Below are 14,194 nucleotides of genomic sequence, written 5' to 3'. Positions count from 1 at the left end.
TCGCACGACGGGAGATAGACCGTTTACCCGGACAGATCCCCCCGAACCCTGCGCGGCGCGCTCACCGCCTGGACGGCCGCCGGTAGGTGACCGGCTCGTCCCCCTTCCCGGGAAACGCCATGATCAACAGCCGCTGGCCGTCCTTGTACAGGCCCTTCCGCCTGAACCAGTCGTAGTGCACCCGGACCCGGTAACGACCGGCCCGGCCCTCGAGCGCCAGGTCGGGAAGCTCGGCACCGCTCAGCTCGTCACCCAGCACGATCGAGCCGGACGGGCTCCGGTAACCGACCTCGACGACATGATCCCACCCCCTGGTCTCCACCGGCGGGCGACGCGCGTAGGTCTCCACCGTCACGCACACGGGAAAGCCGGAGTGGACGAGGACCATTTCACCCGCGTCACCGCGACCGGCCTGACGAGCGGGCGGTGACGCGGAGCCGTGTCGCACGCGCGCCGCGCGTCGGCCGCCCACTCCTCGGACTCCCGGTCCCGCTCGGCGGTCATGGCCCTGATCACCGCGCCGGCGCTGGGACAGATCTGCGCGAGCGGCTGGGTCAGCGCCTCGCGCGCCAGCCTCTCCACCGCCCTCAGACGGGCGGCCTCCCGGGTCGGCTCCGGCGGCTCCGGCTCGCCCCGCCGGCCGTCGCGCGGGGCGCACTCCCCGGCGGCGGTGGCCGGGCCGGGCTCCTGATCACCCACGGGTACGAACACCAGCACCGCCAGCACGCCGGCCACCGCAGGCAGCACGTGGTGACGTACCCGCCGAGCCGGCGCGGCCGGGTACAGCACCATCAGGAGCAGGGCCGAGGCCAGCAGCGCCGCGCTGTACCACGCCGGCGAGAGACCGAAGAAGACCTCACCGTCCGGCCCCGGCGCGAACAACCCCTCCGGATAGATCTGCACGCCCTCGTAGAAGAACGCCCCGGACTCCTCCAGCTCCGGATCCACCGTGAGCGCGCTGACGAACCCCACGGCCGCGGCGGCGGCCAGGACCAGCACCACCGACCGCACGACAGGGCGGGTCCTGCGCACCACGGCGGCCAGGACCAGCAGCGCGGGAACGCCCACGCCCACGAGCACGTCCAGGGCGAGCCAGAGCAGCGCCTGGTCACCGCCCGCGTCCACCCGGACGAACCGCTCGATCACCCCTCTCGGGCCGATCCAGTGGTACCTGCCGCGCGCGAGGTTGACCGCCGCCGGGACCAGCGGCAGCACCACCGCCAGGACGGCGAGCGGCCACCACCGGGCCGGCGCCCGCTCCGGCACCCGCCGGGGAACCGGCCCCCGAAGCGGCTCCGCAAGCTCGTGAGCGGTCCTGGCCTGCCACACCAGCCCGAAGACGCTCACCGCGCCGAGCAACGCGTGGACCACGAGGACGACGGGGAACCCGCCGCCGCCGCCGAAGCTGAAACCCCCGCCGGGCTGGAGCACCGCCATCACCTGCGAGACCACGCCGATCCGGACGGTCGCCGCGCTCCAGCGCGGATCGCGCGCCTGCGCGACAAGGATCGACACCCCCCAGACCAGCCACCCGTCGTCACCGAACCCGCCGAGGGCCAGGACCCGCCCGGCGGCGTCCAGGCCGAGGGCGGCGGTGATCTCCTGCCCGAGGCCGCCGACGCTCGCCACGATCCCCACGACCAGGGAGAACACCCGAAGCCCACGCGAGACACCGCCACGCAGCACCACGAAGAACAGCCAGACCACGGCCGGCTGCACGACACCGGAGAAGATCCCCGCCACCGTCCAGACCCAGTGGGCCTCCCAGGCGACGGCCAGCGGAGCGACCGCCATCATGACCACGCTCTGGGCCACGCCGGCGTACAGGGCGAGCCGGAGCAGGGCGACCGCCCGGCCCCGGTGCGCCGGCTCGCCGCGGACCCGCCCGCGCAGCACCTGCCACAGCGCCCACGCCTGCACCGCTCCGATGGGAACCAGCACGAACGCCAGCCACGGCGGCACGACGAAGGTCTCGTCGAAGAACCAGCCGAGGCCGGAGTCGCGGGTGACCACCGTCCACAGCGGCTCGCCCCGGCCCGTGACGGGCACGAGGACGCCCAGCACGACGACCAGGGCGAGATGACTGAGCGCGATCAGGGCCGCGATCCGGCCGAAACGGTGACGACGCATGACCCCTCCGGGGGCGAATCGGCCGAAAGCTTCTCACCTTAGTGAGCCCGGAGAAGTTGATCAAGGTGTGCGAGGATTCACTAACCCGACGCCTTTACAATGTAGATCAATGAGTGAGGCCGAAGCGCTCGGCGAACGCGGCCAGCTCCTCCCGCTGGACCTCCGCCTCCGCCGACCCCGGGCTGACGACGATCCTGGTCACCCCCTGGGCGGCCATCGCCTCGACGTCCTCCTCCGTCACGTCGATGGCGCCCCACCGCGTGTACTCCAGCGCCTCCGGGTCCCGCCCCGCCCCGGCCGCGGCGGCCCGCGCCAGGTCCCACTGCCGCGCCCGCTCCCCCGCGTCGAGCCGCCCTCCCGGGAAGTAGCCGTCGCCGCGCAACCCGGCCCGGCGCGCGGCCGCCGCGCTGGACCCGCCGACGTGGATCGGCAGGCCGGCGCCGCCGAGCGGCTTGGGGTAGCTGGACAGGCCGTCGAAGGCGAAGAACTCCCCCTCGTACGCGACGCCCTTCTCGTCCCCCGCCCACAGCAGCCGCAACACGTCGATCGCCTCGTCGGCGCGCCGCCCCCGCGTGGCGAAGTCCACCCCCACCGCCCGCGCCTCGCCGGGCAGCGCGCCGACGCCCACCGTGAGCAGCCTCATCCGTCCCCCCGACAGCACGTCCACGGTGGCCAGCCGCTTGGCGAGCGGCACCGGGTGGTGGTACGGGATCAGCAGCACCGCGGTGCCCAGCAGGATGCGCCGGGTCGCGCCGGCCACGAAGGCCAGGCTGTCCAGCGGGTCGACGTACGGGAGCGAGGGCGGCAGCTCGAACGGGCCGATCCGCGCGCCGGGGTACAGCACGATGTGCTCGGGCACGTACAGGGACTCGAACCCGCACTCCTCCGCGTGCCTGGCGAACTCCACCATCCGCCCCGGATCGGCCCCGAAGTAGGCCGTGTTGTAACTGATCCCGAACTTCACCGTCACCCCTCGCTGGTCGCTGGTGGTGGACAGGCTAGAACCTTGCCACCGGCGTCAAGGCAACCGGAAAGTTTCACGGTCTCTTGCCGCCCGATGGCGCGGCCGCTTTAATACGCCGAGATCCGGCGGCCCCACCCCAGGAGATCACGTGAACGTCTTCGCAGGCCCGAGCCGTGTCAGGGCCCTCTTCCGCTGGAGGCCGGCCGTGGCATCACCGTGAAACTTTCTTTTCGTCCCCCGGGAAAGCGCTTTCACCCCCTGCCGAGAAAGGACCCGTGATGCGGTCAAGAAAGACCGGCCCGGCCGCCCTCGCCCTGGCAGCCGCCCTGGCGACCACCGTGGCGGCCACTGCGGTCTCGGGCGGTGCCCCCGCCCAGGCCGCCCCGCCGACCAAGCAGATGGAGGACCTCGACCGCGGGCTGATCAGCGTGCGCTCCGGCTCGGGCAACCTGGTGTCCTGGCGCCTGCTCGGCACCGACCCCGACGGCGTCTCCTTCAACCTCTACCGCGGCTCCACCAGGATCGCCTCCGGCCTCACCGCCTCCACCAACTACCTCGACAACGGCGCCGCCGCCGACGCCTCCTACACCGTGCGCGCCGTGGTCGGCGGCGCCGAGCAGGCCGTCTCCCCCGCCTCGCTGCGCTTCACCGGCGGCGCGTACCTGGACGTGCCGATCCAGCCCCCGTCCGGCGGCACCACCCCCGACGGGGTCTCCTACACCTACAGCGCCAACGACGCCAGCGTGGGCGACCTGGACGGCGACGGCCGGTACGAGATCGTGCTGAAGTGGGACCCGTCCAACGCCAAGGACAACTCCCAGTCCGGCTACACCGGCAACGTCCTCGTCGACGCCTACCGGCTCGACGGCACCCGCCTGTGGCGCGTCGACCTCGGCCGCAACATCCGCGCCGGCGCCCACTACACCCAGTTCCAGGTCTACGACTACGACGGCGACGGCCGCGCCGAGGTCGCGATGAAGACCGCCGACGGCACCAGGGACGGCGCCGGCACGGTGATCGGCAACTCCGGCGCCGACTACCGCAACTCCTCCGGCTACGTCCTGTCCGGCCCCGAGTACCTGACCATGTTCAACGGCCTGACCGGCGCCGCGATGTCCACGGTCGCCTACGACCCGCCGCGCGGCACCGTCTCCTCCTGGGGCGACAGCTACGGCAACCGGGTGGACCGGTTCCTGGCCGGGACGGCGTACCTGGACGGCGAGCGGCCATCGCTGATCATGGCCCGCGGCTACTACACCCGCTCGGTGATCGCCGCCTGGGACTTCCGCAACGGCTCGCTCACCAAGCGGTGGACGTTCGACAGCAACTCGGCAGGCTCGCAGTACGCCGGCCAGGGCAGCCACAGCCTGTCCGTCGGCGACATCGACGCCGACGGCCGCGACGAGATCGTCTACGGCGCGATGGCCGTCAACGACAACGGCACCGGCATGTGGAGCACCCGCACCGGCCACGGCGACGCCCAGCACCTCGGCGACTTCGACCCGGCCCGCGCCGGCCTGGAGTACTTCAAGGTCAGCGAGGGCACCAGCCAGCCCGGCTCGCTCTACATCGACCCGCGCACCGGCCAGATCCTGTGGCAGACCGCCTCGGGCTCCGACAACGGCCGCGGCGTGGCCGGCGACATCACGACCGCGCGGGTGGCCTCGGAGTTCTGGTCCGCCGCGGACGGGAACCTGCGCAGCGTCACCGGCAACACCGCCGGCCGCAAGCCCTCCTCGATCAACTTCCTCGTCTGGTGGGACGGCGACCCGGTGCGCGAGCTGCTCGACCAGACCAGGATCGACAAGTACGGCACCAGCTCCGACACGCGCCTCCTGACGGCCTCGGGCGTCCACTCCAACAACGGCACCAAGGCCACCCCGTCCCTGTCGGCCGACCTGTTCGGCGACTGGCGCGAGGAGGTCGTCTGGCCCACCTCCGACAACCGGGCCCTGCGCATCTACTCCACCACCATCCCGACCGACCGCCGCCTCTACACCCTCATGCACGACCCCCTCTACCGGGTCTCGGTCGCCTGGCAGAACACCGCCTACAACCAACCCCCGCACACGAGCTACTTCCTCGGCGACCGCATGCCCACTCCGCCCAGGCCGGACATCTACGTCCGCTGACCGGCACCCCGGGTGACGGGACCGGCCGCGCACGACCGGCCCCGTCACCTGTCCCGAACGCCGGGGGCGGTTGACGTCCCGGAGCCGGGGAAGTGCGGCAGGATGCGGGCCACACGTTTCGGGTTCCTGGGCGTGCCCTCCAGCGCGGCCGCCCACTGGCCAGGGCAGGAGAACGCGCCGGAGGCCCTGCGCCGGGCGGGTCTGGCCGACCGGCTGCCCGTGCGCGACTACGGCGACCTGCCGCGCATCCGCATGCGTCCCGACCGCGGCCACCCGCAGAATTTCGCGCTGACGGCCGAGGTCGCCGCCGCCGTCGCCGGGCGGGTCGAGGGGATCGTCCGCGACGGGCTCGTCCCCCTCGTGGTGGGCGGGGACTGCACGATCGAGCTGGGCGTGGTGGCGGGTGCGTTACGGGCGGGCGCGGATCCCGCGCTGGTGTACGTGGACGGCGGCGCGGACCTGCGTACCCCGGAGACCGCCCCCACGGGCGTGCTCGACTCGATGGGCGCCGCCCACCTGCTCGACCTGCCGGGCGCCGCGCCGGAGCTGGCCGGGCTCGGCCCGCGCAGGCCGCTGCTGGCGCCCGGCGCGCTCGTCTTCTTCGGCTACGAGCGCAGCGACAACGCCCGCGAGCGCGACGCCTTCGACCGGCTGGACAGCCGGCGGCTGCCCGCGGCGGCGGTGCGGGCCCGGGATTCGCCGGGCTGACGGTCACCGAGTGCAACCCCGGCCACGGCGACGAGGCGGGGAAGGACCTCGCCCGGCTGGTGGACGGCCTCACCGCCGCGCTCGGTTGATCGGCGGACGTCCGCTCCGTGCCCCAGACTGCGGTGGAGAGGGATCGGCCGGGCGAACGGGGATGGCGATGACCGCGAGGACGACCAGGCGCAGGGCGAGGGCCGCAGCGGTGGTCATGGCGGCGGTCGTGCCGCTGGTGCTGCTCGCCGGCGGTTGCACGGCCCCGCAAGAGAGGCCGCCCGCGTCGCCTTCCGCGTCACCGCCCGTGTCGCCTTCCGTGTCACCGCCCGCGTCGCCTTCCGTGTCACCGCCCGTGTCGCCTTCCGTGTCCCCTCTCGCGTCGCCGCCCGGGCCGGGGCGGGCCGCGGCCCGGCAGGAGGCCCGGAGCGCCGGATGCGCCGCCGCCCACCCGCTGCGGCCCGGCCGCCGCACCATGACCCATGACGGCCTGCGCCGGACGTTCCTGCTGTCGGTGCCCGAGGGCAAGGGCCCGCACCCGGTCCTGCTCGACCTGCACGGCCTCGGCTCCAGCGCCGCGCGGGAGGCCGCCTACAGCCGCCTGGCCGAGGAGGGGTCGCGCCGCGGCTACGTCGTGGCGACCCCGCAGGCCGCCGAAGGGCGGATGGGCTGGACATTGCCCGGCACCGCCGGCCCGGACGACGCCGGCTTCCTCGCCGCCCTGCTGGACCGCCTGGGCGACGGCCTGTGCGCGGACCGGCGGCGCGCGTTCGCGGCGGGGATGTCGTACGGCGGCGCCATGTCCGCCGCCCTGGTCTGCGCCCTCGACGGCCGCCTGGCGGGGGTCGCGGCCGTGGGCGGGATCAGCGTCGCCCTGCCCTGCGAGCGGCCCCGCCCCACCACGCTGCTCGCCTTCCACGGCACCGCCGACCGCGCGGTCCCCTACCGGGGCGGGCACCCGTTCCCGGACGCGACCGGCACCCTGCGCGCCCTCGCCGACCTGGTGGTGCTGCCCCCGGTCGAGCGGGCCGTGGACGACTGGGCGCGGGCGTTCGGCTGCTCCGGCCGCGCCACCGCCCGCCCCGCCGCCGGGGTGCGGCTGCGGACCTGGAAGGCGTGTCCCTCCGGCGCCGCGCTGCGCCTCTACACCCTCGACGGCGGCGGCCACACCTGGCCGGGCGCCGCCGGGACCTCCGGCCCTGACGCCACCACGATCATCCTGGACGCCTTCGACCGCGCCCCCTCGCGCTGATCACCCTCCCGCGCACGCGACGGCTACCCTTGGGGCTCATGACTCAGGTGGGACACGTGACGGCCCGCGCCCTGCTGCGCCGGCTCGCCGTCGAACAGGCCGAATGCAGGGTGCCGTCGCTGACGGCGGCGATCGTCCGTGACGGGCGGACGGTGTGGTTCGGCGGGCGGGGCCGGGTCGGCGACGGTCCGCCGACCGCCGCCACCCAGTACCGGCTGGGCTCGATCACCAAGTCGATGGTGGCGGTGGTGGTGCTGCGGCTGCGCGACGAGGGCGTGCTCGACCTCAACGACCGCCTCGACGCCCACCTGCCCGGCGCGCCGCACGGCCATCTCACCATCGCCCAGTTGTTGTCGCACACCGCCGGCCTGACCGCCGAGCCGCCCACCGCGTGGTGGGAGCGCACCCAGGGCGTGCCCGCCGGCGACCTGCTCAAGCGGCTGGGGCCGGAGGAGGTCAAGCACCGGCCCGGCCGCCGCTTCCACTACTCGAACGTGGGCTTCGCGCTGCTCGGCGAGCTGGTCGCCCGGCTGCGCGGCGGCACGTGGTGGGACGCGGTGCGCGGCGAGGTGCTGGCGCCGCTCGGCATGGACGACACCACGCCGCGGCCCCGGGCGCCACACGCCACCGGGTACGCGGTCCACCCCTGGGCCGACGTGGTGCTGGCCGAGCCCGAGCACGACGCCGACGCCATGGGGCCGGCGGGGCAGCTCTGGTCCACGCCGCACGACCTGGCCCGGTGGGCGGCGTTCCTGGGCGGCGACACCGGCGGCGTGTTGTGCCCCACGACGCTGGCCGAGATGCGCGAGCCGGTCGGCGTGGACGACGGCGACTCCTGGACCGGCGGGTTCGGGCTCGGCCTGCAGCTCGCCCGCGTCGGCGGGCGCCGCCTGGCCGGGCACAGCGGCTCGATGCCGGGTTTCCTGGCCACGGTGTGGGCGGACGCGGCCGAAGGCGTGGGCGTGCTGTTCATGGCCAACACCACGAGCGGGCTGAGCGGCCGGCTGCTCACGGACCTGCTCGACATCCTCGACGAGCACGAGCCGCGCCTGCCCGACGAGTGGCGGCCCGTCCCGGCCGACCCTGACCTGCTGGCGCTGACGGGGCTGTGGCACTGGGGGCCGAAGCCGTACGCGCTGCGGCTGCTGCCCGACCGGGGGCTGGCGCTGGAGCCGCTGAACGGGATCGGGCGGTCCTCGCGGTTCGTGCCGCAGGACGACGGGACGTGGCTGGGGCTGGACGGCTACTACGCGGGCGAGACGTTGCGGGTCGCGCCGGACCACCTGGACCTCAACACGTTCATCTTCACGCGGGAGCCGTACGACCCGGCGGCGCCGGTCCCTGGCGGCGTCACCGGCTGGCACGCCTGACCGGCCGGCCGCCGGTCAGGTCGTGAGCGCGCGGACCAGGTCGGCGGCCGGGCCAGGGGGCAGCGCGCCGTGCAGGAGCTCCACGCGGTGGACCAGGCGCGGCGCGCCCAGCGGCACCCCGACCGGCATCCCCGGCAGGGGTCCCGCGGGACCGGCGGGGGCGGCGGACGGCGCGGGCAGGGCAGAGGCAGGCGAGGCAGGCGAGGCAGAGGCAGGCGGGGCGGAGGCAGGCGGGGCGGAGGCGGGCAGGACGGAGGCGGGCAACAGCGTCAGGCCGTGACCGGCGGCGACGAGGGCGACCACCGTGCGCACGTCGTCCCCGCGATGCTCCAGCGCCACCGGGAAGCCGTCGCCCACCAGGTCCCGCAGCCGCGACAACGGGCACAGCGGCGTCTGCAACCAGCGCGCGTCGATGAGGTCGGCCAGCCGCAGCGCCGCCCGCCCGGCGAGGGGATGGCCGGCGGGCAGCGCCACGACCAGCTCCTCCTCCCCCGCCCCGATCGCCGCCATCGGCCCCGCGTCGGGCGGGCGCAGCGGGTCGCTGGGCGCGGCGATGCCGTCCACCAGCCCGAGGTCGGCCTCCCCCTCGGCGACCATCTCGGCGACCCGTTCCCGCCCGCGGGTCACCACCGTCACCTCCAGCCGCGGCTGCCCGGCCCGCGCCCGCGCCAGCCGGGCGGCCGTCCCGGCGGCGAAGCCGAGCGGGGTGGCCGCCAGGACCAGCCGGTGGCGGGGCCCGGAGGCGGCGCGCAGCACGTCGGCGCGGGCCGCGCGCAGCCGCAGCAGCAGCGGCTCGGCGTGCTCCAGCAGCCGCCGCCCGGCCGGGGTCGGCTCCACCGGGCGGCGGCTCAGCAGGGGCAGCCCGAGGTCGGCCTCCAGCGCGGCGATCTGCTGGGAGATCGCCGACTGCGTGTAGCCCAGCTCGGCGGCGGCGGCCGAGAACGAGCCGCGCCGCGCCACGGTCACGAACGTCGTCAGCAGATGCGGGTCCATCAGCAACGCTTATATCAGGTACAGCAATCATCGTTGGCGCTTAACCGGTAGCGGCCGTCACGATGGAGGCATGAGAATCGCCCTGGTGGGGGACCGCTCCCCCAGCGTCCGCTCGCACGTCCGCGTCCCCCTGGTGATGGAGGCGCTGCGCGAGCACGACGGCATCGCCCTGGACCCGTACTGGATCCCGACCACCGACGTCACCGGCCTGGACGGCTTCGACGGCGTCTGGCTGCTGCCCGGCAGCCCCTACCGGGACGAGGCGGGCGCGGTCGAGGCCGTGCGCGTGGCCAGGGAGGGCGGCCTGCCGTTCCTGGGCACCTGCGCCGGGTTCCAGCACATGCTGCTGGAGTACGCCCGCCACGTGTGCGGCCTGGACGTGGCGCACGCCGAGAACGACCCGGCCGCCCGCGACTTCCTGCTCACCCCGCTGGCCTGCTCGCTGGCCGGTCACGAGAGCCTGGTCCGCCTCGCCCCCGGCACGCTGGCCGGCCGGATCATGGCGGCGCCGGAGACGCTGGAGGCGTACGTCTGCTCGTACGGGCTGAACGAGACCTTCAAGGAGGCGCTGACCGCCGGCGGGCTGCTCTTCTCCGGGCACGCCGCCGACGACGGCACCGTCCGCGTGGCCGAGCTGCCCGGGCACCCGTTCTTCCTGGCCACGCTGTTCCAGCCGGAGCTGGCCGAGCGGGGTGACCGGCCGCACCCGGTGATCCGCGCGTTCGCCGCGGCCGTCGCCCGGCACGCCGCCGGCCGCGAGGTGGCGGCGCGGGCCTGACCGGCTCCTCCGGGGAGCCGGTAGCGTGATCGGATGCGGTCCGAGGAGATCAGGCGGGTGGCCGGCGCGCTGGACGCCGAGGTGACGGCGGTACGGACGCTGGCGGGCGGCTTCTCCCACGAGACCTGCCTGCTCACCCTCGCCGGGGCGGCCTCCGGCCGGGAGTCGGTCGTCGCGCGGCTCGGCGGGGAGCGGCCCGGCGTCGAGGCCGCCGTGATGGCGCGGGCCCGCGCCCACGTGCCCGTCCCGGCGGTGCTGCGCGTGCTGCCCGCCTCGGACGGGTGCCGCCCGGTGATGCTGCTGGAGTACGTCCCCGGCACGCCGCTCAGCCACGTCCTGGAGGTCGGCCGGCACGGGCCGCGTGAACCGCGCAAGCCGCATGACCTGCACGGTCTCGGGGTGGAGGTCGGGCGGGTGGTGGCGGCCGTCGGCGCCGTCACGTTCGACCGGCCCGGCTTCTTCGGCGGCGAGGGGCTGGCGGCCGGGACGGAGCAGCCGTGGTCGGCGCAGTTGCCCGGCTTCGCCGCCGCCTGCATGGCGGCCGAGCCCGTCCAGGAGCGGCTGGACGCCGCCACGCGGCGCGAGTGGGCCGCGCTCTGCGCCGCGCACGCGCCCGCGCTGGCCCGCGTCGATCGGCACAGCCGCCTCGCGCACGCGGACGTCAACCCGAAGAACATCCTGGTCAGCCCGGTTGCGGGTGGCGGCTGGCGGGTGGACGCGCTGCTGGACTGGGAGTTCGCCTACTCCGGCTGCCCGTACGGCGACGCGGCCAACATGCTGCGCTTCGGCGCCGACTACCCGGCGCCGTTCGTGGCCGGTTTCCGCGCCGGCTTCGCCGCCCACCAGCCCGCAGGTGCGCCGCTGGACCGCGACTGGGCGTACCTGGGGCGGGTGCTGGACATGTTCGCCCTCAGCGACCTGGTCACCCGCCCCCGGCGCAACGCAGTGGTCGACCGGGCGGCGGAGGAGATCCGCCGCTGGACCGCCGGCGGCCTCCCGGACGCCCCGGACGGCGCGGGCTCAGGCCGGTGAGGTGGTGGCCTCGCGGGTCGCCAGGGCGGCCAGCCTGCGCAGGCTGTGGCGGAACAGCGCCTTCGCCAGCGGGCGCACGAGCGGCCACCCCGCCCGCCCGGCCGCCCCGAACGGCAGCAGCAGCTCCTCCGCCCAGATGACCCGGCTGCCGCCCGCGCACGGGCGCACCCGGAACGCACCCCGGCCGCGGACCACCCGCCCGGTGTGCCGCATCAGGACCAGCCGGGGCGGCTCCCACCGGTCGATGGTCATCGGGTCCAGCACCCCGAGCGGCCGCACCCCGGTGTACGCCTCGATGGTGTCCGGCCCCACCTGGCGGGTGCCGGTCAGCGGGATCCACTCCCGCTGCCGGGGCCAGTCGGTGATCAGCGCGAACACCTGCTCGGGCGGCGCCGCCACCTCGACGGCCGCGCCCACGTACACGGCTCTGCCCATGTCTCCCCCATCTCCTCCGGCTGCTCCTACCCCTTCCCGTAGGATCGTGGCGTGTCCCGTTCCCTGCCGCCGGACGAGCTGAGCAGGCATCTGCGGCCCCCCGCCACCGAGCAGCGGCTGCGGTTCGGGCTCGGTGCCGAGGGCATCGAGCGGCTGGAGGCCGCGCTCGTCGGCGAGGCGTTCGCCACGCACCGCCACGACACCTACGCCATCGGCGTGACGCTGGCCGGCGTGCAGACCTTCCGCTACCGGGGCGAGCGGCGGCACTGCCTGCCGGGCGAGTGGCACCTGCTGCACCCCGACGAGTCGCACGACGGCGCGGCCGGCACCGAGGAGGGGTTCGGTTACCGGATCCTCTACGTCGATCCGTTCCTGGTGCAGGAGGCGCTGGGCGGCGGGCCGCTGCCGTTCGTGGCCGATCCCGTGGTGCGGCCGTCCGGCATGCATCCGGCGCTGCTGGCCTGCCTGCGGCGGATGGACGAGCCCCTGGACGAGTTCGCGCGGCTGGAGGTGGTGCTGATGATCGCGGCGGCGCTGCGGCGGCACTCCGGAGCGGCCGCCCTGAGCCGGCCCGGCGGGCCGCCGGCGGTGGCGGCGCTGGCGCGGGTGCGCGAGCTGATCGCCGCCGATCCGGCGGTGCGGCGCACGGTGGCGGAGTTCGAGCGGGTGTCGGGGCTGGACCGGTGGACGCTGGCCCGCCAGTTCCGGGCGGCGTTCGGCACCAGCCCCACCCGGTTCCGGACGATGCGCCAGCTCGACCTGGTACGGCGGGCGCTGCGGCGCGGGACGCCGCTGCGCGAGGCCGCCCTGGAGGCGGGCTTCGCCGACCAGAGCCACATGACGCGCATGTTCAAACGCGCCTACGGGCTCACGCCGGGCCAGTGGCTGGCCGCGCTGCGCGCGTAGGCTCCCTCGGGCCGCCGGTGACGATCACGACCATGCCCGTTCCGCCTCCGTCCTGGCCTCGATCGCGCGTATCACGGCCACCATGTCGAGCCCGCCGTGCCCGAGCGCCAGCGTCTCGGCGAACAACTCGTGGCAGACGTCCAGCAGCGGCGAGGCCACGCCGCGCTCCCGTGCCGCCTCCGCGATGAGCCGGTTGTTCTTCAGCACGTCGGCGACGGCCGCCTGGGCGGCGAGGTCGTCCTCGACCAGCTTGCGCGCCTTGCCCCTGGACACCTCGCTGGCCATCGGGCCGGAGGCGAGCACCCGCGCGAACGTCTCCAGGTCCAGCCCGTGCCGGGCGGCGAAGTGCGCGGCCTCCGCCAGCCCGCTGACCATGGTGATGAGGAACAGGTTCACCGCCAGCTTCATCAGCAGCGCGCCCGGCACCGGCCCGCACGGGATCGTCTCGGCGCACATGGGCGCCAGGAGGGGCCGGACCCGCGCCACCGTGTCCGGCTCGCCCGCCAGCATCGCCACCAGCCGCCCGGCCTCGGCCGGGCCGCGCGACCCCGACACCGGCGCCTCGGCGTACGCGCCGCCCGCCGCGAGCACGTCGGCGGCCAGCCCCGCGGAGTGGGCGGGCGACATGGTCCCCATCTGCACCACGGTCCGCCCGGCGACGCGGGCGGCGAAGCCGGGCGTGCCGCGGGCCAGCACGGCGTCCGTGGCGGCCTCGTCGGCCAGCATGAGCAGCACCACCTCGGCCTGCCGGAACACCTCCCCCGGGCCGGCCGCCACCCGCGCCCCGGCCGCCCGCAGCGCCTCGCCGCGGGCCGGGGTGCGGTTCCACACCACGAGCGGCGTCCCCGCCCCGGCCAGGTTGAGCGCCATGGGCCGCCCCATGATCCCCAGCCCGATGAACCCCACTGTCATCCGCCCGACCTCCGACCTCGCCCGGGCGGCACCGCCCGGGCGTCCGTTGTAGCGCGGGAGGCGGGCGGCGGTCTTGAAGGGTTGTGACCGGCCGGCCGGCGGGGTGTGCGGGTCGCGCACGCCGAGGCCAGGTCCGGGAAAAGGGGCGGGTCCGGAATAGGGGTGGTGGCCGGGCCGTTGGCCTGGATGCGGCCCCGTCCGGGGTGCGCCCGGACGAGACGCGCCGTACCCGGCCTGCAAAGACGACGCTTCCACGAAAGGAAGCCGTCATGGCCTGGATCATGATCGTCGCCGCCGGCCTGTTCGAGGTCGCCATGGCCTACTCGCTCAAGCTCAGCAACGGGTTCTCCGCGCCCGGCCCGAGCGTCGCCTTCGGCGTGTCGGCCCTGCTGTCCTTCGGGCTGCTGGCGCTGGCGCTGAAGAACCTGGAGGTCGGCACCGCGTACGCCGTGTGGACGGGCATCGGCGCGGTCGGCACCGCCGCCCTCGGCATGATCGCCCTCGGCGAGAACACCTCCCCGCTCAAGCTCCTCTCGATCGGGCTCATCCTCTGCGGGGTCGTCGGCCTCAACCTGGCCGGGGGCGGTCACTGAG

14 protein-coding genes and 1 riboswitch are annotated in these 14,194 nt (G+C 75.2%); of the genes, 8 read left to right on the top strand and 6 right to left on the bottom strand.

Annotated elements, in window-relative coordinates; all coding sequences use genetic code 11:
- Positions 1–61: 61 nt before the first annotated feature.
- The 3 genes from AB0H75_RS22115 to AB0H75_RS22105 form a co-directional block, all read right to left on the bottom strand.
- Entirely contained in the window at positions 62–355 is a 294-nt protein-coding gene (locus AB0H75_RS22115) for a hypothetical protein (protein WP_367798908.1), read from the bottom strand.
- Positions 352–2,130 carry a hypothetical protein gene (locus tag AB0H75_RS22110; protein WP_367798906.1) on the bottom strand — a complete coding sequence of 593 codons (1,779 nt, stop codon included), beginning with the start codon at positions 2,128–2,130 and terminating at the stop codon, positions 352–354. Before AB0H75_RS22110 ends, AB0H75_RS22115 begins: the two co-directional genes overlap by 4 nt.
- A 106-nt stretch (positions 2,131–2,236) precedes the next feature.
- On the bottom strand, positions 2,237–3,094 hold the full coding sequence (locus AB0H75_RS22105; RefSeq protein ID WP_367798904.1) for a TIGR03619 family F420-dependent LLM class oxidoreductase: 858 nt from the start codon (positions 3,092–3,094) through the stop codon (positions 2,237–2,239).
- A 278-nt stretch (positions 3,095–3,372) separates the two neighbouring features.
- On the opposite strand from AB0H75_RS22105, the gene AB0H75_RS22100 reads away from it, so the two are divergent.
- The 4 genes from AB0H75_RS22100 (at position 3,373) to AB0H75_RS22085 (ending at position 8,544) form a co-directional block, all read left to right on the top strand.
- The gene (locus tag AB0H75_RS22100) at positions 3,373–5,226 is read left to right on the top strand and encodes a rhamnogalacturonan lyase (protein ID WP_367798902.1); all 1,854 of its coding nucleotides are present in this window, start codon (positions 3,373–3,375) and stop codon (positions 5,224–5,226) included.
- Positions 5,227–5,328: 102 nt separating this feature from the next.
- Entirely contained in the window at positions 5,329–5,934 is a 606-nt protein-coding gene (locus AB0H75_RS22095; RefSeq protein WP_367798900.1) for an arginase family protein, read from the top strand.
- A gap of 355 nt (positions 5,935–6,289) precedes the next feature.
- A complete protein-coding gene (locus tag AB0H75_RS22090; RefSeq protein WP_367798898.1) occupies positions 6,290–7,174 on the top strand; it encodes a PHB depolymerase family esterase in 885 nt (294 codons plus the stop codon).
- A gap of 38 nt (positions 7,175–7,212) precedes the next feature.
- Complete coding sequence (locus AB0H75_RS22085; RefSeq protein ID WP_367798896.1) at positions 7,213–8,544, top strand: serine hydrolase domain-containing protein; 1,332 nt, start codon at positions 7,213–7,215, stop codon at positions 8,542–8,544.
- A gap of 15 nt (positions 8,545–8,559) precedes the next feature.
- On the opposite strand, the gene AB0H75_RS22080 is transcribed toward AB0H75_RS22085, so the two are convergent.
- Positions 8,560–9,537 carry a LysR family transcriptional regulator gene (locus tag AB0H75_RS22080; RefSeq protein ID WP_367798894.1) on the bottom strand — a complete coding sequence of 326 codons (978 nt, stop codon included), beginning with the start codon at positions 9,535–9,537 and terminating at the stop codon, positions 8,560–8,562.
- A 70-nt stretch (positions 9,538–9,607) separates the two neighbouring features.
- Here AB0H75_RS22080 and AB0H75_RS22075 point away from each other — a divergent pair, with 70 nt between their 5' ends.
- Together AB0H75_RS22075 and AB0H75_RS22070 are read left to right on the top strand one after the other, a co-directional pair.
- Complete coding sequence (locus tag AB0H75_RS22075) at positions 9,608–10,315, top strand: hypothetical protein (protein ID WP_367798892.1); 708 nt, start codon at positions 9,608–9,610, stop codon at positions 10,313–10,315.
- A 33-nt stretch (positions 10,316–10,348) separates the two neighbouring features.
- Positions 10,349–11,347 carry a phosphotransferase family protein gene (locus AB0H75_RS22070; RefSeq protein ID WP_367798890.1) on the top strand — a complete coding sequence of 333 codons (999 nt, stop codon included), beginning with the start codon at positions 10,349–10,351 and terminating at the stop codon, positions 11,345–11,347.
- On the opposite strand, the gene AB0H75_RS22065 is transcribed toward AB0H75_RS22070, so the two are convergent.
- Positions 11,336–11,782, bottom strand: a complete 447-nt coding sequence (locus AB0H75_RS22065) for an SRPBCC family protein (protein WP_367798888.1) — start codon at positions 11,780–11,782, stop codon at positions 11,336–11,338. The two genes, AB0H75_RS22070 and AB0H75_RS22065, sit on opposite strands and share 12 nt — an antisense overlap.
- Before the next feature lie 51 nt (positions 11,783–11,833).
- Between AB0H75_RS22065 and AB0H75_RS22060 the strand changes: the two genes are divergently transcribed.
- Positions 11,834–12,688 (top strand): AraC family transcriptional regulator, encoded by an 855-nt coding sequence (locus tag AB0H75_RS22060; protein ID WP_367798886.1) that lies wholly within the window; start codon positions 11,834–11,836, stop codon positions 12,686–12,688.
- A 24-nt stretch (positions 12,689–12,712) separates the two neighbouring features.
- Here AB0H75_RS22060 and AB0H75_RS22055 read toward each other — a convergent pair whose 3' ends face one another.
- Positions 12,713–13,720, bottom strand: a complete 1,008-nt coding sequence (locus tag AB0H75_RS22055) for an NAD(P)-dependent oxidoreductase (protein ID WP_367798884.1) — start codon at positions 13,718–13,720, stop codon at positions 12,713–12,715.
- 66 nt (positions 13,721–13,786) lie between these two features.
- Positions 13,787–13,852, top strand: a riboswitch (guanidine-III (ykkC-III) riboswitch).
- 17 nt (positions 13,853–13,869) lie between these two features.
- Between AB0H75_RS22055 and AB0H75_RS22050 the strand changes: the two genes are divergently transcribed.
- Positions 13,870–14,193: a multidrug efflux SMR transporter gene (locus tag AB0H75_RS22050; protein WP_367798882.1), complete on the top strand. Its 324-nt coding sequence runs from the start codon at positions 13,870–13,872 to the stop codon at positions 14,191–14,193.
- Position 14,194 lies beyond the last annotated feature (1 nt).

The sequence above is a fragment of the Nonomuraea sp. NPDC050783 genome (genome assembly GCF_040802095.1).
In the GTDB taxonomy this organism is placed as follows: domain Bacteria; phylum Actinomycetota; class Actinomycetes; order Streptosporangiales; family Streptosporangiaceae; genus Nonomuraea.
Note: the sequence above shows the minus strand (reverse complement) of the source record. Positions and strands in the feature narration are given on the sequence as shown.

Coding starts and splice junctions, on each gene's coding strand:
- AB0H75_RS22110 (WP_367798906.1), bottom strand. CDS start 2,130: ATGCGTCGTCACCGTTTCGGCCGGATCGCGGCCCTGATCGCGCTCAGT.
- AB0H75_RS22070 (WP_367798890.1), top strand. CDS start 10,349: ATGCGGTCCGAGGAGATCAGGCGGGTGGCCGGCGCGCTGGACGCCGAG.
- AB0H75_RS22075 (WP_367798892.1), top strand. CDS start 9,608: ATGAGAATCGCCCTGGTGGGGGACCGCTCCCCCAGCGTCCGCTCGCAC.
- AB0H75_RS22050 (WP_367798882.1), top strand. CDS start 13,870: ATGGCCTGGATCATGATCGTCGCCGCCGGCCTGTTCGAGGTCGCCATG.
- AB0H75_RS22095 (WP_367798900.1), top strand. CDS start 5,329: ATGCGGGCCACACGTTTCGGGTTCCTGGGCGTGCCCTCCAGCGCGGCC.
- AB0H75_RS22100 (WP_367798902.1), top strand. CDS start 3,373: ATGCGGTCAAGAAAGACCGGCCCGGCCGCCCTCGCCCTGGCAGCCGCC.
- AB0H75_RS22080 (WP_367798894.1), bottom strand. CDS start 9,537: ATGGACCCGCATCTGCTGACGACGTTCGTGACCGTGGCGCGGCGCGGC.
- AB0H75_RS22065 (WP_367798888.1), bottom strand. CDS start 11,782: ATGGGCAGAGCCGTGTACGTGGGCGCGGCCGTCGAGGTGGCGGCGCCG.
- AB0H75_RS22085 (WP_367798896.1), top strand. CDS start 7,213: ATGACTCAGGTGGGACACGTGACGGCCCGCGCCCTGCTGCGCCGGCTC.